This is a genomic window from Exiguobacterium sp. S3 (assembly GCF_018617295.1).
Taxonomy (GTDB): domain Bacteria; phylum Bacillota; class Bacilli; order Exiguobacteriales; family Exiguobacteriaceae; genus Exiguobacterium; species Exiguobacterium profundum.
Map to the genome: position 1 here is coordinate 395,879 of NZ_JACSJW010000002.1, position 19,603 is coordinate 415,481.

The window sequence follows — 19,603 nt, forward strand, 5'->3', positions numbered from 1 at the left end:
ATAGGGAAACAATTGTGGTAAAATCATGGCAGAAAGGGTGAGGGGTATGATAATCACTGAACAGACGATTGCCCTGCTCGATCAAACAGAAGAATTGACCGATTTGATTGAAGCAAGCGAATCGTTTCAAACATATATTCAAACGAAAGCGGCACGTCTCGCATCACAAGAAGCAAAAGAGATCGAGCGTGAGTTTTTGAAGATGAAAGAGGACTATGAGTATGTCCAGCGATTCGGAAAGCATCATCCGGACCACGACCGCATCAAAAAAGAGATGCATCTCATCAAACGTCGTCTCGACGTTCAGCCGGAAATCGCTGCGTTCAAAAAAGCGGAACGAAGCTTGGATAAGTTGTTAGGGGAAGTGAGTGAACTACTCGCTCATTCGGTCTCTCCTAAAATCAAGGTCCCGACCGGTAATCCATTCTTTGATGAAGGTGGATGTTCCGGTGGAGGTAGCTGCGGAGGAGGCGGAAGTTGTGGATGCGCCGTCTAAGTTGAATGAACGGATTGGCTTCGTCGTATACGTGAATTCCTTGAAACAAGTGAAAGCGTTAAGACGTTATGCGAATCTTTACTTTGTCTCAAAACGAGAGAAGTATGCGTTTCTTTATACTGACCTCGAAGGTCATGAAGCCGTACTCGAACAAGTGAAAGCATTGCCGTTTGTGGAAGCGGTCGTTCGAAGCGAACGTCCATTCATTTCCGAAACGTACGAGACAAAATCGAAATAATCAAAAAGATGAAGGTGGCATCACCTTCATCTTTTCTGCTGGAGGGAAAGACATGCGTGTCATATCTGGAGAACGAAAAGGGACCCGTTTAAAGGCGGTACCGGGAACGGCGACACGGCCGACGACCGATAAAGTGAAGGAATCGTTATTCAACATCATCGGACCTTATTTTTCAGGCGGGAAAGCACTAGACCTTTACGCGGGCAGTGGTGGGCTCGGAATCGAGGCGTTATCACGAGGTTGTGACGAAGCCATTTTTGTCGATTGTCAACCGAAAGCTGTCCAAACGATTCACGAGAATTTACGAGCGACCCATTATGAAGTGAAAGGGAAAGTATATCGTCAAGACGCCAAGGCGGTACTCGAACAGCTCAAGGTTCAACAGGAACAATTTAAACTCATCTTTATGGATCCTCCATATCATGCGGAAGAACATGTGACGTTCTTACAAATGATCGATGAGTCGAATCTCTTGATTGATATCGGCGTAGTCGTCTGTGAACACGGCAGCGACGTGACGTTACCGGAACGAGTAGGACGATTTGAACGAATTAAAGAACAGCGATACTCAGATGTCATCACCATCAGTTTCTATGAGTACGCATCGGAGGAGTGACACGATGAAACGGATTGCGATTTGTCCGGGTAGCTTTGACCCCATCACGAACGGACATCTAGATATTATTGAACGAGCGGCGGCCATTTTTGACGAGGTCATTGTCGCCGTCCTTGAAAATTCAAGCAAGGCCCCATTGTTTGATGTGGAAGAACGACTGGGACTGATCCGAGACGTGACGACACATCTGCCAAACGTGTCGGCCGACGCGTTCGGTGGATTGCTTGTCGAGTACGCCGCAGAGCGGGAAGCGGCGACGATTGTCCGTGGGCTCCGTGCAGTCTCAGATTTCGAATACGAGCTTCAAATCGCATCAATTAACAAGAAGTTGAATGAGAACGTCGAGACGTTGTTCATGATGACGAATAGTCAATATTCGTTCCTCAGCTCGTCGATTGTCAAAGAAGTGGCGAAATATGGGGCATCGGTCAGTGAACTCGTGCCGGAACAGGTTGAAATTGCCTTACGTAAAAAGTATCAAGTGAGTTCGGGACAATGAAATCGTTAAAGATCGGTCTCGGTTTACTCGTCACAGTTCTTCTCTTCCTGTTCGTCCCACTTCCTTACTACATCTCTTCACCCGGAGCGGCGACCTCAATTGAAGAGTTCCTGACCGTCCAAGGTGGCGAAAAAGAGGATGGGGAACTGATGATGGTGACGATCTCCCAACGCCGTGCGACTCCGTTTTGGTTAGTGGAAAGTTGGGTGACCCCGTTCACGGAAGCAAATTTATCTAGTCGCTATTTATACGATGGAGAGAGTGAGGCAGACTATGAACGTCGCCAACAATTATTGATGGACTCTTCTCAACAAGCGGCGGTTCAATATGCCTATCAGTTAGCAGATCAAGACGTGACGGTCGATTTCGAGGGGATTTATGTATCCGCTCCGATTCCCGGGTCCCTTGCGGCCAATACGTTGAAACCGGGTGATGTCATCACGGCCATCGATGGGATGTCCTTTGCCACTCGCGTCGACTTTTTGAATCGCGTTTCGGAATTTGATGCGGGCGATGAAGTGGAGTTGACGATTGAACGAGACGGCGAAGAACGTGTCGTGCAAACGCTCATTCAGCCGATCGATCAAAGTGGGGATCGTGTCGGGATTGGAATCTATGAGCCGCTTCCCGTTCAAGAAATCACAGCTGATCCTGAAGTCGATGTCGCTTTGACGAATGTCGGTGGTCCGTCTGCAGGATTGATGTTCACATTAGAAATCTATGATCAATTGACGCCAGGTGACTTGGCAAATGGAAAACGGATTGCCGGAACGGGGACGGTCGATGAGGAAGGGAATGTTGGACCTATCGGTGGTGCTTGGCAAAAGATAGTCGCCGCCGATGAGGAGAAAGCGGAAGTCTTCTTTGTGCCGGCCGGTTCGAACTATGAAGAGGCGCTGGAATCACGAGACCGTCTCGACAGTGACATTGAAGTCGTCCCTGTCAAGACGGTCGAGGATGCGATTCGTTATTTAGAAGAGATGAACTGAGGGCGTTGCCGGTGCTCGATCAACGCATCATCTTGAAGCGGGAGTCGATATGCTTCGGTGACACGAGCTTCGAAATCGAGCCGGGCATCGAACTTACTGACGAGTGGCACGTCTTCCTTCACATCTCGTAACGCAAGTCGTCCGAGATCGTTGAAGGCGAGCGGTCTCACGTAAGGGACTTCGTCAAAGCGTGTCGGCGCCTCGTCTTTTAACCAGTGAAGCAGTACGGCGACGAACGCCCGCTGTATGGCGGTACGCGTGTAGCGGCGCGTCGACACGGCAGCAAGGGCACGTTCGAATGAAGGTTCGACTCCCGCCTGCTTAAGACGAGGTGCGAGAGAGGCATCAATTCCTACGAGCTCCGTCATTGTGTGGAGTGGCAAGGTTCTCAGTTTGAATTGTAAGACGGGCCAATAGTGTTCCCAATGCGTCATCGGTCGTGTCCGAAACATCGCTTCAGTTGATGCCGGGACGGCACGAACTTCACCGGTATCTAAGTAATGAGCCCGAATGCCTGTCGCCGACATGACATCCATTAATGAAGGGTCATGATAATCAGCCCCGAGCCGTTTGACTGTATGTAACTGAATCGATTTTGCTGCTTTAGCGTAATGGTAGCCCAAAATGTTGTTTGGTCGCGTCAAATCAAACGAGGGATAGACGGTCCGAAAAGCTCGACTCGAAGCTTGTGCGGACGAGTGCCCTTCTTGTAGCGCTTCTTTAAGCGCCTCTTTATAACGTGGCGTCTCTTCGACATGTGAACGGGCTGCATGTAGGATTGCATCTATATCCCCGCTCTCGCTCCCGAACGATAGCGCCTGGCAACGGAGCTGTTCAGCAATCGAGACGGAGGCGCTAGCGAAACGGTCGGCGCGTTGGACCCCGTACTGGGTCGGTAGCTCGATGACTAGATCGATCGCACCGCTCTCGATGGCAGCTTTAGCCCGTTTCCACTTGTCGAACGAGGCGGGTTCACCCCGTTGAGTGAACTGGGCACTCATGATGGCAATCATGACATCAGCCCCGGTTTCGTGACGTGCAGTTTGCGCTTGATAATAGTGCCCGTTGTGAAACGGGTTGTACTCTGCAATAATGGCCGTCTTTTGCATGATTTACTCCTTTGCATTGTCGTATGGATTGGTGTAAGATGAGTAAGTACGCTTTGGCAAAGCGCCGTCGTCAACTGATTTTAGTGTAAAGAAAAAACATTGACAAAACAAGTTGGCCTATCTATAATTCATATTGTTGCAATTGAGGTGATTCGGATGAAATGGTCTATTGCACAGCTACTTAAGCTCCGAAACCAGGGTGACGGTTTTACAATCGATGAGATGGTAGAACTACCAGAGCTGACTCAGCTCCATCCGGATATCCGTTCGATTCGCCCGGTGCATGTGCACGGGGATGCATCGTTCACATCTAATCAAGTTACATTCAATCTGAAGATTCAAGGTGACCTGACGTTGCCAGATGCGCGAACGTTAGAAGATGTCACTTATGAATTCGATATTGAATCGCTCGAGCCTTTCTTTTTGGAGAATGGGCGTTATACGGAGCAATTCGATGACGTGAATTTGCCAGAAGGAAATACGATCAGTCTTGTACCGATTGTAAAAGAGCTCATCATGTTAGACGTCCCGATGCAAGTTTACGGGAACGAAACAGACAAAACTCAGGTTGAAGGAGAAGGCTGGACGCTTACTGACGAACAGCCCGAAGCCCAACCAAAAATTGACCCGCGTTTCGCGGGACTAGCCGACCTGTTCTCGAAAAAAGAGAACGAGGAAGGTTAACTTATCAAGGAGGTGGACAACGATGGCAGTACCATTCCGTAGAACGTCGAAAACTCGCAAACGTCTTCGTCGTACTCACTTCAAACTCAACGTACCTGGTATGAACGAGTGCCCGAACTGTGGCGAAATGAAACTTTCACACCGTGTTTGCAAATCTTGCGGACATTACAACGGTAAAGAAGTAACAAGCAAATAATGCTTGAAGGAGTGACCTGTTCTCAGGTCACTCCTTTTTTGTTTGTCATTTTTGGGTCATGGCGAAAAGATGTGGTAAACTTTTTGTGCGAAAATAGTTCGAATAGGAGGAGGACCATGATGAACTCCATCAAACGAATTGGTATCATCGGAAACGGAGCGGTCGGATTATTGATGGCATCTTTGCTCGCAGATGATTACGACGTGACGCTCTACGGAAGAAGCGGGTCATCTGATCCACTTGTCATCACACGGACCGGCGTGACGGAAGGGACGGCACGTGTGTCGTTCCGTTCCAGTCAGACGCTTCAAGAAACGGACGAGGATCTCTTTTTTGTCACGACGAAAGCCCATCAAGTCGAGGAAGCGACGGCTCGCCTCTCGGGTAAGGTGCCCGTCTTTATTTGTTCGAATGGGATTGCCCATTTGGAATATGCGAAACGTCGAGGGTTTCATTTAGGTGTCGTCGAGCATGGGGTGACGAAGCGTGGTCATGAGGTTGAGCATCGTGGACTCGGACGGATTCGGATTGGAAGCACATCGGGACTACACCCTCTATCATTTCAAGAGAGTCCACTTCACATCGTGTGGGAAGAAGAGATCGAGCAAGTCGTCATTGAAAAATTGTTCGCCAATGCCATCATCAATCCCATCACGGCGTTATGCCGGGTCCCGAACGGAGCACTCGCCGGCTCACCATATCATGAAATCGCACAATCGATTTACGATGAGTTGACACCGTTGTTTGCGCAGCACGTCTCGTATTCCTACATCGAGACGATTGTCGAACGTACCGCACAGAATCGCTCCTCGATGCTGCGCGACCTTGAAGAAGGTCGGCCGACCGAGGTGGATGCAATTCTGAAACCGGTGATTGAAAAAGCCGAACAAATGCAGATTTCTCTCACTGTCATTCCGCTATTACATAAACTGATTCTAGGAGCGAGCGCATCGTGTTAGTGTATATCGTTTCATTTCCACTCATCTTATGGTTTATGGTGTATATGATACTTAGAAAATTTATGCCGAAATCAATCAACTCATTCAAGCTCGCATGCGATGCCGGGGTCATCCTTTGGTTTTATGCATGCAGCATTTTACTTGAGGCCATCGTCGGGACAGATATGTTGCTGTTATTGCTCGCAGCCTGCTGTGCGATTTTCCCGATCAACGCGATTTGGCAGCGGATTCGTTATGAGGAAGTGCTGTTCACGAAGATGTTCGTGCATGGCTGGCGGTTACTCTTTTTGCTACTTGTCCCGACCCACGCCATTTTATTCGCGATCGGTATAGCCCAAGGCATGATTCGTTGATTGATTGAAAGGAAGTTGTTATACGTGAAGGTAGAAGCATTTGATGCTTTATATGCATCCACATCACCGATGATTCAAATCGATTATGGATATGGTCGCTGGCTCGATTATCGAGGGATGGATGAAATCGAGAAACGTGCCGAGGAGGTCTCAGGGCGCACCTATGAGCATCTGCCGGAGCTCGTCGAAATAATCAAGGGGCAACAAGAACAGTTCGGGGAACTTTCGGAAGAGTTGGAAGTAAACCTGGAGTTACTCGCTCAGCGAAAAGCGTACGTGATGGTGACGGGGCAACAGGTCGGCGTATACGGAGGACCTTTGTTTGCCGTATACAAACTATTAGCGGTCATCAAACGGGCGAAGCAGGCCGAAGCGAAATTAGGGAAACCGGTCCTTCCTGTTTTCTGGATGGCGACGGAAGATCATGACTTTGCTGAAATCAACCATGTCTTCACGACACAGGCGTTTTCGAGGACGTTGAAAAAAGATGCCTTGTCATCGTTACCGCTTGCAGGAAAAGCATCGGTAGGGGACTTAGAGTTCGAACGGGTAAAGCTCGAACTTGTTCAAATGGCGCAACGTCTGCTATTGAATGAAACTGAGACACCGTATACCTCGCATTTGTATCATGAGCTGATTGACCTCATTCAAGCGAGTCGTTCGTTCGCTCACTTTTTCGGTGGCATGATGCGGCGATTCGTCGGGTCTGACTTTTTGTTGTTTGACCCACACGCGAGAGACGTACGGGATCTCGAACGCCCCATGTTCCGACGTCTCATCGAGCATCATGAAGCGCTTCATGAAGCGCTCGGTCATGCGTATGAAGAAGGGATGCCGTCGGTCGAATTGAACAAAGATGCGGCCCATCTGTTTTATCACGATGGAACGCGAGAGCTGCTCACAAAGGTCGATGGCGTGTTCACGACAAAGCGAGGGCATCGCTTCACTGAAAGCGAACTGCTCACAGAGATAGAGACGCACCCGGAGCGTTTCTCAAATAACGTGGTCTCCCGTCCGCTCATGCAGGATTTCCTGTTCCCGACTCTTGGATATGTGGCAGGTCCCGGTGAAATTGCCTACTGGCTCCAGCTTCGACCGCTCTTCCACGAGATGGGCTGGATGATGCCGCTTCTCTTGCCACGTCTTGGTGGGTTGATCGTGTCAAGAAATGATGAGAAGAAGCTTCGTCAAGAAAGCGTGACATTGGAGCAGTATATGAAGCAACCGCTTCCGGACCATGCATTTGACGACGAAGCGTTTGAAGAAGAGCTATATGCGTACCGGACGCTCACGGAGGCCGTCAGTCATGAGGCAGGGAAACAAGGAAGACGATTTGAGGCGAAGTCGAGACATGTGCTCGAGCGATTGGCAGATGAGATGCGTGCCGAATCGAAGCGAGAACAATATCGCTTGAATGCACGACGGATTCATCTATCGACCCGACTGTTCCCGATGGATGCCCCTCAAGAACGTATCCTCTCGATGGTTCCGATGCTAAATCGTCACGGACTAGATGTGTTTCAACGATTGAAACAGGCATATGAACAATCCGATTCGGAGCGATGTTTGTTCTATGTATAATCATTTTTTGGAGAGCTCTTGACATTTGTCAGGAGCTTTTTTTCGTTGTTATCTTTTTGTTTCCTCTTTTCACTAAAAACCTGTACGGACCTTGACATTTTTATGATAAAGTAAGTGTAATAAAACAGTTGAAATATGTAGGTTGAGAGGGTTTTTTGAATGTTTGAGCATGAAACGGTTTTAAAAATGGAGTCCATTGAGGGATTGAACATCAAACCAGATGGAGTATATGTCGATTGTACGTTAGGTGGAGCGGGTCATAGTGAAGAAATCGCAAAGCGTCTAACGACGGGTCAACTATATGCGTTCGACCAAGATGACGTCGCGCTCGCACATGCGAAAGAGCGATTGGCTCCTTATGAAGGCCGTGTGACGTTTATAAAGAGCAATTTCGTTCACTTGAAGGAAGAACTCGCCCAACGTGGTGTGACAAAAGTGGACGGTGTACTATTCGACCTAGGCGTTTCTTCGCCACAGCTAGATGAGGCGGAGCGCGGGTTCAGTTACAACTATGACGCACCGCTCGATATGAGGATGGACCGGTCTCGGGACTTTTCAGCCTATCATGTTGTGAATGAATGGTCGTTTGGAGAACTTGCTCGTATTTTCTTTACATACGGGGAGGAAAAGTTTTCAAAGCAAATCGCACGAAAGATTGAGCAAGCCCGTGCCGATAAACCGATTAAGACGACATTCGAGCTTGTCGACTTGATTAAAGAAGCGATTCCTGCACCAGCTAGACGAAAAGGTGGACACCCGGCGAAGCGGACGTTCCAAGCGATTCGAATCGCCGTCAATGATGAGTTGAACGTATTCGACCGCGCCGTTCAAGATGCGATTGATTTACTCGCAGTGAACGGACGCATCTGTGTCATCACGTTCCATTCGTTAGAAGACCGCATTTGTAAACAAGTGTTCAAAGAGCGTAGCCAGCATCCACCGTTACCACCGGGGTTGCCGGTCATTCCGAAAGAATTTGAACCGGAACTCAAACTCATCACCCGTAAGCCGATCGTGGCGAGTGAGGGAGAACTTGAAGATAACCGTCGTTCACGCTCCGCTAAGCTGAGAGTGGCCGAAAAACAAAAATAACCGAGAGTGTAGGAGGGATACCTGATGCCAGAAGCTGCCCGTAAGGCGTTGCAGCCTCAAGTAACACCGAATCGAAATCCGATTCCGCAAGAACGACCAATACCTGCTCCAAAACGACGCACGTTGACCTTGTTTGAATCGATCCTGTATCCAGTGATGATTGGTTCAGTGGTCATGTTCGGTGGCATCACGGTGTCGAAGCACAATGAAGCGTATAATATTATGCGTGATACAGCAGCCGTCAATCAGCAGGTCGACGGGGTTGCAAAAGAAAACGAAGAACTAAAGTATGAAATCGCCCAATTAAGCTCGCCCGAAAGAATTTATGCGATTGCCGAGAAGCTCGGAATGAAATTCAATGAAAAGAATGTCAAGGTGATTGATTGATGAATTCTTTAAAACAGAGTAAAAAAAGAGTGGCGTGGGTAGCGATTGTCTGCTTCACCCCGCTCTTTTTATTTTTTGTCGGATGGTTCCTTTATTTATCCGTCACCCATACGTACAAAGGGGAGAACATGCTCGCATTCGCGGAAGAACAGCGCTGGAAGGCGGTCAGTACGCTAGGGGCGGAACGGGGCGAGGTGTATGATCGCTTCGGTCAACCGATCGCCATCAACATTCCGTCATACCGGCTCGTCGCCGTCTTGAAACTCGGCGGTGAACGGGTCGATGGGAAGACGCTTATGCCCGATGAATTCGCCGAAGCGGCGAAGCAATTGTCGACCGTGCTTCCTATGACAGAAGCTGATTTATTGAAACGGCTTGAACAAAATGCCGACCTTGGGCAGATCGAGTTCGGTGTTCCCGGGCGTGATTTGACCGTAGAACAAAAAGAAGAGATTGAAGCATTCAATCTTAACGGCATCACGTTCGTCGAGGAGCCGAAGCGCTATTATCCGAACAAAGTATTTGCATCCTCGGTGATCGGGTATGCGCAGAAGATTGACCAGAACGGTCGCATCGAACTCGTCGGCGAACTCGGGATTGAAAAGTCTCTGAACGATATTTTAAGTGAATCGTACGGTCTGTATCGATTTGAGAAAGATTTGGCGGGTCGTGAACTCGTATCGAGTGACGAGCAGTTGAAGATTGAACCGGAAGACGGGGCGGATGTCCAATTGACCATCGACCACCGAATCCAGCAGTTGCTCGAGACGAAGATGAATGAGTTGTATGAGGAGTATGAGCCGAAACATGCGACGGCCATCATCATGGACCCGAAAACAGGAGAGATCATCGCACTGTCGGATCGACCATCGTTTGACCCGAACACACGCGAGATTTCTTCGTACAGTAACTTCTCTGTCTCGTCTCGATTTGAACCTGGGTCGACGATGAAGATCTTTACGCTTGCAGCAGCCATCAACGAGGGCGTGTATAACCCGAATGAGCTGTATGAATCCGGTTCGTACAAATATGGTAAGACGGTCTTCAATGATTACAACATTACGGGATGGGGTACCATTCCTATGGTAGAAGGCGTCTGGCATTCGTCGAACGTCGCATTCTCGATTTTAGCGAACGAACGACTTGGTCTCAGTCGATATGAAGATTACTTCAAAGCGTTCAAGTTTGATCAGCGGACAGGGATCGATTTGCCTGGAGAGGTCAATAGTCAATTCGATTTCGAAAGTCCGATGAACGTCCTGATCACGGCATGGGGACAATCGACAGCGGTCACACCGATGCAAATCTTGCAAGCGACATCGGCCATCGCGACAGATGGAACGATGAAGCAACCGCACGTCATCAAAAAAATCGTCAACAGCGAGACCGGCGAAACGATTCGGACGACCAATCCGAAAGAAGTCGGTCAACCGATCACGGCGGAAACGGCTAAAAAGACGCGTGAAGCGCTCGACGGTGTCGTCAATAGCGACGTGGGAACCGGGCAACTGTATGCGTTAGACAACTATCGCGTCGTCGGGAAGACCGGTACCGCCCAAATCGCCGAGAACGGAAAATATTTGAGTGGACAATATATTCACTCGTTCGTCGGGATGGCTCCAGAAGACGATCCGGAACTTGTCATGTATATCGCGGTGGACAGACCGAACAGTGACTCGTCTACGACCGGTCCACGAATCATGGCGCCACTTTTCAAAGACGTGATGGATGTCGCGTTACGTTACCGGAGTGTCGAGCCTGAAAAACAAGAAAAAGCGGTCGAAGCCTCGACGAAGACAACGTCTTCTTATATCGGTCAAAATCGTGAAGAGGCAGTGAACGCATCGACGGAGAATTCCTTCAATCCGATCGTGTTAGGTGATGGAGACGAAGTGATCGCGCAGAGTCCTGTGAAAGGACAATCGTATGTCGTCGGTGAACGATTGTTGCTAAAAACGAGCGAGTCGTTTACGATGCCTACATTAAAAGGTTGGTCGTTACGTGACGTCAAACGTTTAGCGACCCTTTATCAATTAAATTTAGAAATCGACGGTACCGGATTTGTCACATCGCAATCGATTGGCAAAGGGAAACCGGTCAAAACAGGTGCCTCCTTGAAAGTGAAGTTGGAGACACCGTCGAATTAACGCACGAGATGAAGAGGGCTGCGGCTCTCTTTTCCTATGTAAGAGGAGGAAGTTTGTATGGAACAACTGACAGTTCAAAAATTGGCATCATGGTTTGGGATGGATCTACATGACGAGCGTCTCGTCGAACGGGTCGCCACAGATTCGAGAGATGCAAACGAGGCGGGTCTCTTCGTCCCAATCGTCGGGGCGCGAGTCGACGGCCATGACTACATCGAGGCGGCCGTTGAAAAGGGTGCGATTGTCACATTCTGGGAAGAGGGTCGCCCTCAACCAGACAACCTGGTTGTCATCCCTGTGAAATCGACGGTCGAGGCATTGCAAACAGCAGCGGCCCGATATTTAGAAGAAATTAATCCGCTCGTCGTCGCCATTACGGGATCGAATGGGAAGACGTCGACAAAAGACATGGTCGCTGTCGTGCTCGAGGAGAAGTTCAAGACGCATAAGACAGCCGGAAATTTCAACTCGGACGTCGGCTTACCACTTACCGTTCTCAGAATGCCGCGGGATACGGAAGTAGCCGTCCTCGAGATGGGAATGAACGGATTCGGTCAAATCGAGACGCTGTCAAAACTTGCTAAGCCGGATGTGGCGTTTGTGACGAATATCGGAGAGTCTCACGGTGAACAAGTCGGCGGGCGGACAGGTATCGCCAAGGCGAAACTTGAGATCAAGGCCGGTCTCAAAGCGGACGGTCGCTTGATCGTCGATGCGGATGAGCCACTTCTTTCTGGTCAAGGCTATCGCGTCGGATATGATGAGACGGCAGACGGGAAAATTGAAGTGATCGAAACGACGTTTGACGCATCGATCTTTAAATATAACGGTGACTTGTACGAACTGAAGGTGCTCGGTGCCCATCAGATTCGAAACGCAGCCTATGCGATTGCGTGTGGACTTGCGTTCGGTCTCGATCATGCGATGATTCAACGTGGACTAGACCGAATCAAGTTGACGTCGATGCGAATGGAAAAACAGATGTTCGGGGAAGCACACCTCATTAACGACGCCTACAACGCGAGTCCGACGTCGATGATTGCAGCGATTGAGACGGTCAAGTCGCTTGAAGGGTTCTCGAAGCGTGTGCTCGTTCTTGGAGATATGTACGAGTTAGGTGCCGACGAACAAATGCAACACGAACAAGTCGGTGGCGCGGTGACGTCTCCCGTGACCGATTGTATTCTCGTCGGCGACAAAGCAAAATGGATTGCCGATGGAATTCAAGATTCACGAGTGAACGTTAAAATGGTCCCGACGGTTGAGGAAGCGAAGGCGCTCCTTCATCATTATCAACGACCGGATACTGTGGTATTGTTAAAGGCATCTCGAGGACTGGCGCTTGAGCGTCTTGTTCAATAAATAGAGTAGTGAGGTAGCAACATGTTAATTAGTTTAATCGTATTAATTAGTTCATTATTAAGTGTCTTGATCGTGATGCCGCGAGCCATCCCGGCATTGCGTCAATTAAAGTTCGGACAAGAGATTCGTGACGAAGGTCCAGGTTGGCACCAGAAGAAGTCGGGCACACCGACGATGGGCGGAATCGTCATCCTGCTCGCCATTCTCGTCGGATTCATCGTATCCGTCATCTTCGGCGAAGCGGTCGCAGGATTCGGTACCCTTCTATTCGTTACAATGGCATTCGGTGTCATCGGTTTCTTGGATGACTACATCAAAGTCGTCAATAAACGAAACCTCGGATTGACGTCCCTTCAGAAGTTGATTGGTCAAATCGTGGTATCGGTATTGTTTGCATGGTTCTTATCACTCGGAGGAGACCTCGATACATCAATCTCGATCCCGTTCACGTCGATTTCTTTCGATACTGGATGGTTCTATATCGCCATCGTCATCTTCTGGCTCGTCGGGTTCTCAAACGCCGTGAACTTGACAGATGGATTAGACGGACTCGTCTCGTTCTCGGCCATCCCGACGTTCACATTCTTTGGGATTTACGCCCTTAGACAAGATGAACTTGGGATTGCTTGGTTCGCGTTTGCGGTCGTAGGTGCCTTGATCGGGTTCCTTGTCTTCAATAAGTATCCGGCAAAAATCTTCATGGGTGACACCGGTTCGCTCGCACTAGGCGGAGCCGTCGCTGGACTCGCTTTGATGTTGAAGCTCGAATTGCTTCTCGTCTTCGTCGGCATCATCTTCGTCATCGAGACGTTGAGCGTCATCTTGCAAGTCATCTCGTTTAAAACGACGGGGAAACGACTCTTCAAAATGAGTCCGATCCATCACCATTTCGAAATGGTCGGGTGGTCAGAGTGGCGCATCGTGCTCACGTTCGGTGGTATCAGTTTAATTACGGCAGGTTTATCATTACTACTCATGTAAAAGGGTGAGACAGATGGAAAAGCAATGGCACGGTAAAAAAGTTCTTGTCCTCGGTGCTGCGAAGAGCGGTATTGCGGCGGCGACATATCTGCATCATGCGGGAGCAGATGTGACGATCAATACGGGGAATATCCCTCCGGAAGACGAACAGGAAAAAATTCAGGCGCTCGGGATTCAATCGGTGTTTAACGAGCATCCCCTCGCTCTGTTGAATGAGACAGAGGTGATTGTCAAAAACCCAGGAATCCCGTATCAGATTCCATTGCTTCAGGAAGCGATGTCTCGTCATATCCCGATTTATACTGAAGTGGAACTTGCTTATTTAGCAACGGAGGCGGAGTTTGTTGCCATCACTGGCTCAAATGGGAAAACGACAACCACGACACTCGTCTATGAATTGCTCAAAGGTGGGGAGCGTCCGGTGCATCTTGCGGGAAACATCGGATTCCCTGCGATTGAAGTGGCGTCTCAGGCGAATGCGGGCGATTTGATTGTGATTGAATTGTCGAGTTTTCAATTGATGGGGATTGAGTCGTTTCATCCTCGCTCGGCGGCACTACTCAATCTATCGGAAGCTCATTTGGACTATCATGGGGATTTTGATGCGTATGCGGATGCAAAAGGAAACTTGTTCCGTCGAATGACGAATGCAGATCAAATCGTCGTGAAAGTGACAGATCCGGAAGTGATGAAACGTGTCCCGGGAGAGATTGAACCGACTACGTTCAGCTTTGACCGGGGTGACGCTTCTGTCGTCGATGGATGGGTCACGATTCGTGGTGAAAAAATCATGCCGGTAAATGAATTGGCATTAGGCGGGGCGCACAACGTGGAAAATGTATTGGCTGCACTACTCTTAGTGGAACCATTCGCTATTCCACGTACGCATATCGAACGTGTGTTACGAAACTTCGGTGGCGTCGCGCATCGGACCGAGAGTCTCGGTGATGTGCTCGGACGTGCCGTCTACAATGATTCGAAAGCGACGAACAACGTGGCAGCGGAAGCGGCATTACGTGGGTTTGACGCCCCAATCGTCTGGCTTTGTGGTGGTCTCGAGCGTGGTGCGGACTTATCTTCGCTCGCCCCAGCTCTCTCAAACGTAAAAGCTGTCGTCGCGTATGGTGAGACGAAAGAGCGTTTTAAAGAGCTCGGCGAGTCCCGACAGATTCCATCATTCACGGTCGAGACGTTGGCAGACGCCGTTCCGCTCGCGTTTGAGAAATCCGAGACGGGAGACGTCATCTTACTCTCACCCGCTTGTGCTAGCTGGGATCAATTTAAAACGTTTGAAGAACGAGGCGAGCAGTTCGTTCAACTCGTCCGTTCATATGAGGAGGCGAACCGATGAAAATCATGATTTCTGGTGGTGGTACCGGTGGTCATATTTATCCGGCACTCGCATTGATTGAAACGCTAAAAAAACGTCACCCGGATTTACAGGTACAATACATCGGGACGGAGAATGGGTTAGAAGCCGATCTCGTACCGCGAGCCGGTGTCCCGTTCAAGTCGATTCAAATCGCAGGTCTGAAGCGTTCCCTTTCACTCGAGAACGTGAAGACAGCCTACTGGTTTTTGAAAGCCGTTCGGGCATTGAAAAAAGACATGGCGGCGTTTAAGCCGGACGTCGTGATTGGCACGGGTGGTTTCGTATCCGGCCCCGTCGTCTATACGGCACAACAGCTTGGGATCCCCACGATTCTGCATGAACAAAACAGTATCCCAGGATTAACTAACAAATTCTTATCGAAGAAAGCCGATCGGGTTGCCCTCTCGTTCAAAGGCTCAGATGTCCATTTCCCGGGTGCGAACGTTCGCTTGATTGGAAACCCGCGTGGTAGCGAAGTCTTGCAAACGGAAGTCGATGAGGCGTCCGTCCGCGAACAGTATCGTTTAGATGACCGTCCGATCGTCTTGGTGTATGGTGGGAGCCGCGGAGCCGAGGCCATCAATCGAGCGGTCGTGGAAGCGATCCCGTCGCTCTCAGAATTGCCAATCAACGTCCTGTACGTCACGGGGAAAGTGCATTTCGATGCGGTGTCGAAACAGGCGCCATTTTCTGACAATGTACACATCCATCCATACGTGTACGATATGCCATCTTTACTCGCCTGTACGTCACTCGTCATCTCACGAGCTGGCGCTTCGACGATTTCAGAATTGACCGCCCTTGGTTTACCGAGCATTTTGGTACCTAGTCCGTACGTGACAGCTGACCATCAAACGAAAAATGCTTCGGCCCTCGTCGAGAACGGGGCGGCCCTCCTTGTCAAAGAAGAGGCGTTGACGGGTGCTACGCTCGTAGAAGCGATTCGTCAAGCACTCGAACAGCGTGATGAGATGGCGAACGCATCGCGTGCACTCGGTTTCCCGGACGCGTCAGATGCATTGGCCGACCTGGTAGAAGAAGTCATTCAATAAAGGAGTAGAACCCGATGGAACCAAGCCAACAAACGGTACGTAGTCTCGAAGACCGTATTCCATACATGAAAAAACAACGGCGTAAAAAAGCGAACCGTCGGATGTTCTCTGTACTCTCACTGTTTGGAATTCTCATCCTACTCGTGGTCTACATGCAGACTTCGATGTCGAACGTGAAAGAAGTGAAGGTATCGGGTCTTTACTGGTTAGAAGAAACGTACGTGTTTCAGGACATGAAGCTCGATTCATCGACGAAGTTTGTCAGTCTGTCCCCAAACAAGATGAGTGAACAGATGGAAAAGTTGCCTGGTGTCAAACGGGTAGAAATCGATCGTTCTTGGTATAACAAGGTTCAAATCACCGTGACAGAAGAGAAAATGATCGCTTATGCGAAAGCGGAAAAAGGAGATGTCGTCGTGTTAGCCGACGGTTCACTCCATCCGACCGGAGCCATCACCGATCCACAAAAGCTAAAGGACGGACCACTCTTACGAGAGTTCAACACGGAAGAAGAACTCGAAAAGATTGCAAGTGAACTCGAGCGGGTCGATGATGCGACGCGGGCTCGTATGTCAGAAGTGATCTTATCAAAACGAAAAGATGAGCCGACGCGATACGAGATTTTTATGAACGATGGCAACACGTTACTCACACCGACATTGAAGTTAAGCGAGACCGTATCAAAGTATGGAGAAATTTATGAAAACATCCCGAAAGGTGAGCGTGGGACCGTCGTCATGGATGGTGGATTTTACTTTGTTCCATACAAAAAAACGAATGAATAATCAGTTATATTACAGTCCTTAGACAGATAAGGGCTGTTTTTTTGTCGTTTGTAAACGAATTGATAACGCGAAACCGCTTAAATTGTAGGATTCTACCTTTTCTCACTATCTTATTTGTTGTAAACTTAGACGTGAGATATCTTGTCGAAACCAACAATTTTTTTGGATATCTGTATATGTGTCAGGCAATTGGAACAGGAAAATTATAGAGCGGAGGTGTTTCCCTTTTGGAAGCGAATGGTTATGTGGCCGCATTAGATATTGGAACGTCAGAGATTAAGCTCGTCGTCGGTGAATTGCTCGGCGGAACGCTTAATATTTTGGCAGAAGGGTGTGCACCGTCTGCGGGTGTAAAACGTGGCGCTGTCGTAGACATCGATAAAACAGTCCAAGCGATCAAACAGGCCGTTGAGCATGCTGAGACATCGTTAGGAGATCAAATTCGATCTGTATACGTTGCCATCGAAGGGGAACATATCCAAATTGCCCCATGTCATGGAATTGCATCCGTGAAGCGGGAAGATCAAGAAATTACCGACGCAGACGTGATGGAAGTCATCAACTCGGCACAAGTGATGCGATTACCGGACGAGATGAGTGTCATCGATGTGATCCCATCTTCATTCACGGTTGATCAACAAACAGGCGTTGTCGATCCACGGGGTATGTTAGGCTATCGACTTGAGATGCATGGGAAAATGGTGACCGGGTCGAAGACCATTTTACATAGTATTCGTCGTTCGATTGAACGGGCAGGATTACAACTCGAAGGTTTTATTCTAGGAAACCTTGCCCTCGGCATGAGCGCAGCTTCTGTAGATGAAATCGATTTAGGAATCGGGCTTGTCGATGTCGGACATGAAAAGACGACGGTCTCCGTATTTTATCGGGGAGATCTCGTCTACTCGTATATCCTCCCGGTCGGTGGAGATCATATGACGAGAGACTTGGTCTATAAACTCAATTGTAAATATCAAGACGCCAAAGTGGCGAAAGAAGAATATGGTCTCGCTCTTGAAGAAATGGCTGATGAGACAGAAGGTTTCTCCTACACGAACATCAATGGGGAAGTGGCGTTCGAACCACAGTCAGAAATTAGCTACGTTTTAGAAGCGAGAATAGAGGAAATGTTTACCCTTATGTTGAATAAGGTTCAAAAAGTAGGTGTTCCGATGCTGAATGGCGGATACTTACTTTGCGGTGGGGCAGCTGCTCTACCTGGTATTCAGGAGTTGGCGACTCGTATCATGGGCCAAAAGACGAGATTGTATCAACCATCGTCGATTGGTGTCAGACATCCAAAATACGCGACAGCCGTCGGCGTGTTGAAATATGTCTTGATGAGTGATCATCACGTTTCGAAATCTCAGCTTGAAAAACCGGAAGCTCGCCAGGAAACACTTCACAAGAAGCCGGAAGCGACCGATATTCATGAAGGAGAGAACGAATACGAGAGCGATCAAGAGTCGAAAAAAGGGTTTAGTCGTTTGATGGAAAAATTATTTGGCGTTTAAGCTGACGATGTAATACAACTTGGAAAATACGTAGGGGGATACCTGAATGATGTACTTTGATGAGGCGATTGACGCCGTAGCAAAAATTAAAGTAATTGGAGTCGGTGGCGGCGGGTCAAACGCCGTTAACCGCATGATTGAACATGGGGTACAAGGAGTCGAGTTCATCGCAGTCAACACGGATGCACAAGCGTTGAACATGTCGAAAGCCGACGTGAAGCTTCAGCTTGGTGCAAAATTGACACGTGGTCTCGGTGCAGGTGCGAACCCGGATATCGGTAAAAAAGCGGCTGAAGAAAGCCGCGAACAGTTGATTGAAGCACTTGACGGTGCGGACATGGTGTTCGTCACGGCTGGGATGGGTGGCGGAACCGGAACAGGTGCCGCTCCAGTCATCGCCGAGATTTCAAAAGAAATCGGCGCACTCACGGTCGGTGTCGTGACGAAACCGTTCATGTTCGAAGGACGGAAGCGTATGCAGCACGCACAGCACGGAATTCAAGCGTTCAAAGAAAAAGTAGATACTCTTATTGTGATTCCGAACGATAAGCTCCTTGAAATCGTGGAACGCAACACACCGATGATCGAAGCGTTCCGTGAAGCGGATAACGTCCTCCGTCAAGGTGTACAGGGAATCACGGACTTGATTGCCATCCCGGGTCTCATTAACCTTGACTTCGCGGATGTGAAAACGATCATGACGGAGAAAGGGTCTGCCCTCATGGGTGTCGGTGTCGCGACAGGTGAAAACCGTGCCGTTGAAGCAGCGAAGAAAGCCATTTCGTCACCACTTCTCGAGTCTTCAATCGAAGGTGCGAAAGGTGTCTTGATGAACATCACTGGTGGACTTAGCCTCAGCTTGTTCGAAGTGACAGAGGCGGCTCAAATCGTTCAAAGTGCGGCCGATGAAGAAGTGAACTTGATCTTCGGTTCGGTCATCAACGAAAACTTGAACGATGAGATCATCGTCACCGTGATTGCAACTGAATTCGCTGAAGAAGCACAAGGGACGAACCCGTTCCTTCAGCAGCCGAAAAAACAGCCTGAGGTTGAGAACAAGGAACCCCAACCAAAAGCAAATGAAGCGGCTCAACAAGACGAAGGGAACTTCCATCGCCCAGTGTATGGAGGAGACGTCCCAGACGAGACGATCAACATCCCTGCGTTTGTGAGACAACGCCGTAACTAAAC

General features: G+C 49.1%; 21 protein-coding genes. 20 read left to right on the top strand and 1 reads right to left on the bottom strand.

Annotated features, from left to right (window positions below):
* Positions 1-46 precede the first annotated feature (46 nt).
* The 5 genes from KNO65_RS06990 to KNO65_RS07010 are packed head-to-tail and all read left to right on the top strand — an operon-like array spanning position 47 to position 2,838.
* Complete coding sequence (locus KNO65_RS06990) at positions 47-496, top strand: YlbF/YmcA family competence regulator (RefSeq protein ID WP_015881293.1); 450 nt, start codon at positions 47-49, stop codon at positions 494-496.
* Positions 480-734, top strand: a complete 255-nt coding sequence (locus tag KNO65_RS06995; RefSeq protein WP_143406649.1) for a YlbG family protein — start codon at positions 480-482, stop codon at positions 732-734. Before KNO65_RS06990 ends, KNO65_RS06995 begins: the two co-directional genes overlap by 17 nt.
* A gap of 52 nt (positions 735-786) precedes the next feature.
* Positions 787-1,350: a 16S rRNA (guanine(966)-N(2))-methyltransferase RsmD gene (rsmD, locus tag KNO65_RS07000; protein ID WP_214782829.1), complete on the top strand. Its 564-nt coding sequence runs from the start codon at positions 787-789 to the stop codon at positions 1,348-1,350.
* A gap of 4 nt (positions 1,351-1,354) precedes the next feature.
* Positions 1,355-1,849 (top strand): pantetheine-phosphate adenylyltransferase, encoded by a 495-nt coding sequence (gene coaD / locus KNO65_RS07005; protein WP_015881296.1) that lies wholly within the window; start codon positions 1,355-1,357, stop codon positions 1,847-1,849.
* A complete protein-coding gene (locus KNO65_RS07010; protein WP_015881297.1) occupies positions 1,846-2,838 on the top strand; it encodes a SepM family pheromone-processing serine protease in 993 nt (330 codons plus the stop codon). The genes coaD and KNO65_RS07010 overlap by 4 nt, the downstream gene beginning before the upstream one ends.
* On the opposite strand, the gene KNO65_RS07015 is transcribed toward KNO65_RS07010, so the two are convergent.
* The gene (locus tag KNO65_RS07015; RefSeq protein ID WP_214782832.1) at positions 2,817-3,947 is read right to left on the bottom strand and encodes a tRNA(Met) cytidine acetate ligase; all 1,131 of its coding nucleotides are present in this window, start codon (positions 3,945-3,947) and stop codon (positions 2,817-2,819) included. The two genes, KNO65_RS07010 and KNO65_RS07015, sit on opposite strands and share 22 nt — an antisense overlap.
* Positions 3,948-4,103: 156 nt before the next feature.
* Here KNO65_RS07015 and KNO65_RS07020 point away from each other — a divergent pair, with 156 nt between their 5' ends.
* The 15 genes from KNO65_RS07020 to ftsZ all read left to right on the top strand — a co-directional run bounded on the left by KNO65_RS07020 (position 4,104) and on the right by ftsZ (position 19,601).
* Positions 4,104-4,631, top strand: coding sequence for a YceD family protein (locus KNO65_RS07020; protein WP_015881299.1), 528 nt, complete (start codon positions 4,104-4,106; stop codon positions 4,629-4,631).
* Between the two features lie 22 nt (positions 4,632-4,653).
* Positions 4,654-4,827 carry a 50S ribosomal protein L32 gene (rpmF, locus tag KNO65_RS07025; RefSeq protein ID WP_015881300.1) on the top strand — a complete coding sequence of 58 codons (174 nt, stop codon included), beginning with the start codon at positions 4,654-4,656 and terminating at the stop codon, positions 4,825-4,827.
* 116 nt (positions 4,828-4,943) lie between these two features.
* Positions 4,944-5,786, top strand: a complete 843-nt coding sequence (locus tag KNO65_RS07030; RefSeq protein ID WP_214782835.1) for a 2-dehydropantoate 2-reductase — start codon at positions 4,944-4,946, stop codon at positions 5,784-5,786.
* Entirely contained in the window at positions 5,780-6,139 is a 360-nt protein-coding gene (locus tag KNO65_RS07035) for a DUF3397 domain-containing protein (RefSeq protein ID WP_214782838.1), read from the top strand. Before KNO65_RS07030 ends, KNO65_RS07035 begins: the two co-directional genes overlap by 7 nt.
* A 24-nt stretch (positions 6,140-6,163) precedes the next feature.
* Positions 6,164-7,720 carry a bacillithiol biosynthesis cysteine-adding enzyme BshC gene (bshC, locus tag KNO65_RS07040; RefSeq protein ID WP_214782841.1) on the top strand — a complete coding sequence of 519 codons (1,557 nt, stop codon included), beginning with the start codon at positions 6,164-6,166 and terminating at the stop codon, positions 7,718-7,720.
* Positions 7,721-7,879: 159 nt separating this feature from the next.
* Complete coding sequence (rsmH, locus tag KNO65_RS07045) at positions 7,880-8,812, top strand: 16S rRNA (cytosine(1402)-N(4))-methyltransferase RsmH (protein ID WP_214782844.1); 933 nt, start codon at positions 7,880-7,882, stop codon at positions 8,810-8,812.
* A 24-nt stretch (positions 8,813-8,836) separates the two neighbouring features.
* Positions 8,837-9,199 carry a cell division protein FtsL gene (gene ftsL / locus KNO65_RS07050; RefSeq protein ID WP_015881305.1) on the top strand — a complete coding sequence of 121 codons (363 nt, stop codon included), beginning with the start codon at positions 8,837-8,839 and terminating at the stop codon, positions 9,197-9,199.
* Entirely contained in the window at positions 9,199-11,346 is a 2,148-nt protein-coding gene (locus tag KNO65_RS07055) for a penicillin-binding protein (protein ID WP_214782848.1), read from the top strand. The genes ftsL and KNO65_RS07055 overlap by 1 nt, the downstream gene beginning before the upstream one ends.
* 57 nt (positions 11,347-11,403) lie before the next feature.
* Positions 11,404-12,708, top strand: a complete 1,305-nt coding sequence (locus KNO65_RS07060; RefSeq protein ID WP_047795443.1) for a UDP-N-acetylmuramoyl-tripeptide--D-alanyl-D-alanine ligase — start codon at positions 11,404-11,406, stop codon at positions 12,706-12,708.
* 21 nt (positions 12,709-12,729) lie between these two features.
* Positions 12,730-13,689: a phospho-N-acetylmuramoyl-pentapeptide-transferase gene (gene mraY / locus KNO65_RS07065; RefSeq protein WP_211781403.1), complete on the top strand. Its 960-nt coding sequence runs from the start codon at positions 12,730-12,732 to the stop codon at positions 13,687-13,689.
* A gap of 13 nt (positions 13,690-13,702) precedes the next feature.
* Positions 13,703-15,040 carry a UDP-N-acetylmuramoyl-L-alanine--D-glutamate ligase gene (gene murD / locus KNO65_RS07070; protein WP_214782851.1) on the top strand — a complete coding sequence of 446 codons (1,338 nt, stop codon included), beginning with the start codon at positions 13,703-13,705 and terminating at the stop codon, positions 15,038-15,040.
* A complete protein-coding gene (gene murG, locus KNO65_RS07075) occupies positions 15,037-16,113 on the top strand; it encodes an undecaprenyldiphospho-muramoylpentapeptide beta-N-acetylglucosaminyltransferase (protein WP_214782854.1) in 1,077 nt (358 codons plus the stop codon). Before murD ends, murG begins: the two co-directional genes overlap by 4 nt.
* A 14-nt stretch (positions 16,114-16,127) precedes the next feature.
* Positions 16,128-16,898: a cell division protein FtsQ/DivIB gene (locus KNO65_RS07080; RefSeq protein WP_015881311.1), complete on the top strand. Its 771-nt coding sequence runs from the start codon at positions 16,128-16,130 to the stop codon at positions 16,896-16,898.
* Between the two features lie 227 nt (positions 16,899-17,125).
* On the top strand, positions 17,126-18,412 hold the full coding sequence (ftsA, locus tag KNO65_RS07085) for a cell division protein FtsA (RefSeq protein ID WP_214782857.1): 1,287 nt from the start codon (positions 17,126-17,128) through the stop codon (positions 18,410-18,412).
* A 46-nt stretch (positions 18,413-18,458) separates the two neighbouring features.
* Complete coding sequence (gene ftsZ / locus KNO65_RS07090) at positions 18,459-19,601, top strand: cell division protein FtsZ (RefSeq protein WP_015881313.1); 1,143 nt, start codon at positions 18,459-18,461, stop codon at positions 19,599-19,601.
* The last annotated feature ends 2 nt before the right edge of the window (positions 19,602-19,603 follow it).

What these genes read in the sequence shown, in the direction of transcription:
- KNO65_RS06990 (WP_015881293.1), top strand. Translation starts at nt 47, where the DNA reads ATGATAATCACTGAACAGACGATTGCCCTGCTCGATCAAACAGAAGAA.
- rsmD (WP_214782829.1), top strand. Translation starts at nt 787, where the DNA reads ATGCGTGTCATATCTGGAGAACGAAAAGGGACCCGTTTAAAGGCGGTA.
- coaD (WP_015881296.1), top strand. Translation starts at nt 1,355, where the DNA reads ATGAAACGGATTGCGATTTGTCCGGGTAGCTTTGACCCCATCACGAAC.
- KNO65_RS07010 (WP_015881297.1), top strand. Translation starts at nt 1,846, where the DNA reads ATGAAATCGTTAAAGATCGGTCTCGGTTTACTCGTCACAGTTCTTCTC.
- KNO65_RS07015 (WP_214782832.1), bottom strand. Translation starts at nt 3,947, where the DNA reads ATGCAAAAGACGGCCATTATTGCAGAGTACAACCCGTTTCACAACGGG.
- KNO65_RS07020 (WP_015881299.1), top strand. Translation starts at nt 4,104, where the DNA reads ATGAAATGGTCTATTGCACAGCTACTTAAGCTCCGAAACCAGGGTGAC.
- rpmF (WP_015881300.1), top strand. Translation starts at nt 4,654, where the DNA reads ATGGCAGTACCATTCCGTAGAACGTCGAAAACTCGCAAACGTCTTCGT.
- KNO65_RS07030 (WP_214782835.1), top strand. Translation starts at nt 4,944, where the DNA reads ATGATGAACTCCATCAAACGAATTGGTATCATCGGAAACGGAGCGGTC.
- rsmH (WP_214782844.1), top strand. Translation starts at nt 7,880, where the DNA reads ATGTTTGAGCATGAAACGGTTTTAAAAATGGAGTCCATTGAGGGATTG.
- ftsL (WP_015881305.1), top strand. Translation starts at nt 8,837, where the DNA reads ATGCCAGAAGCTGCCCGTAAGGCGTTGCAGCCTCAAGTAACACCGAAT.
- KNO65_RS07055 (WP_214782848.1), top strand. Translation starts at nt 9,199, where the DNA reads ATGAATTCTTTAAAACAGAGTAAAAAAAGAGTGGCGTGGGTAGCGATT.
- KNO65_RS07060 (WP_047795443.1), top strand. Translation starts at nt 11,404, where the DNA reads ATGGAACAACTGACAGTTCAAAAATTGGCATCATGGTTTGGGATGGAT.
- mraY (WP_211781403.1), top strand. Translation starts at nt 12,730, where the DNA reads ATGTTAATTAGTTTAATCGTATTAATTAGTTCATTATTAAGTGTCTTG.
- murD (WP_214782851.1), top strand. Translation starts at nt 13,703, where the DNA reads ATGGAAAAGCAATGGCACGGTAAAAAAGTTCTTGTCCTCGGTGCTGCG.
- murG (WP_214782854.1), top strand. Translation starts at nt 15,037, where the DNA reads ATGAAAATCATGATTTCTGGTGGTGGTACCGGTGGTCATATTTATCCG.
- KNO65_RS07080 (WP_015881311.1), top strand. Translation starts at nt 16,128, where the DNA reads ATGGAACCAAGCCAACAAACGGTACGTAGTCTCGAAGACCGTATTCCA.
- ftsZ (WP_015881313.1), top strand. Translation starts at nt 18,459, where the DNA reads ATGATGTACTTTGATGAGGCGATTGACGCCGTAGCAAAAATTAAAGTA.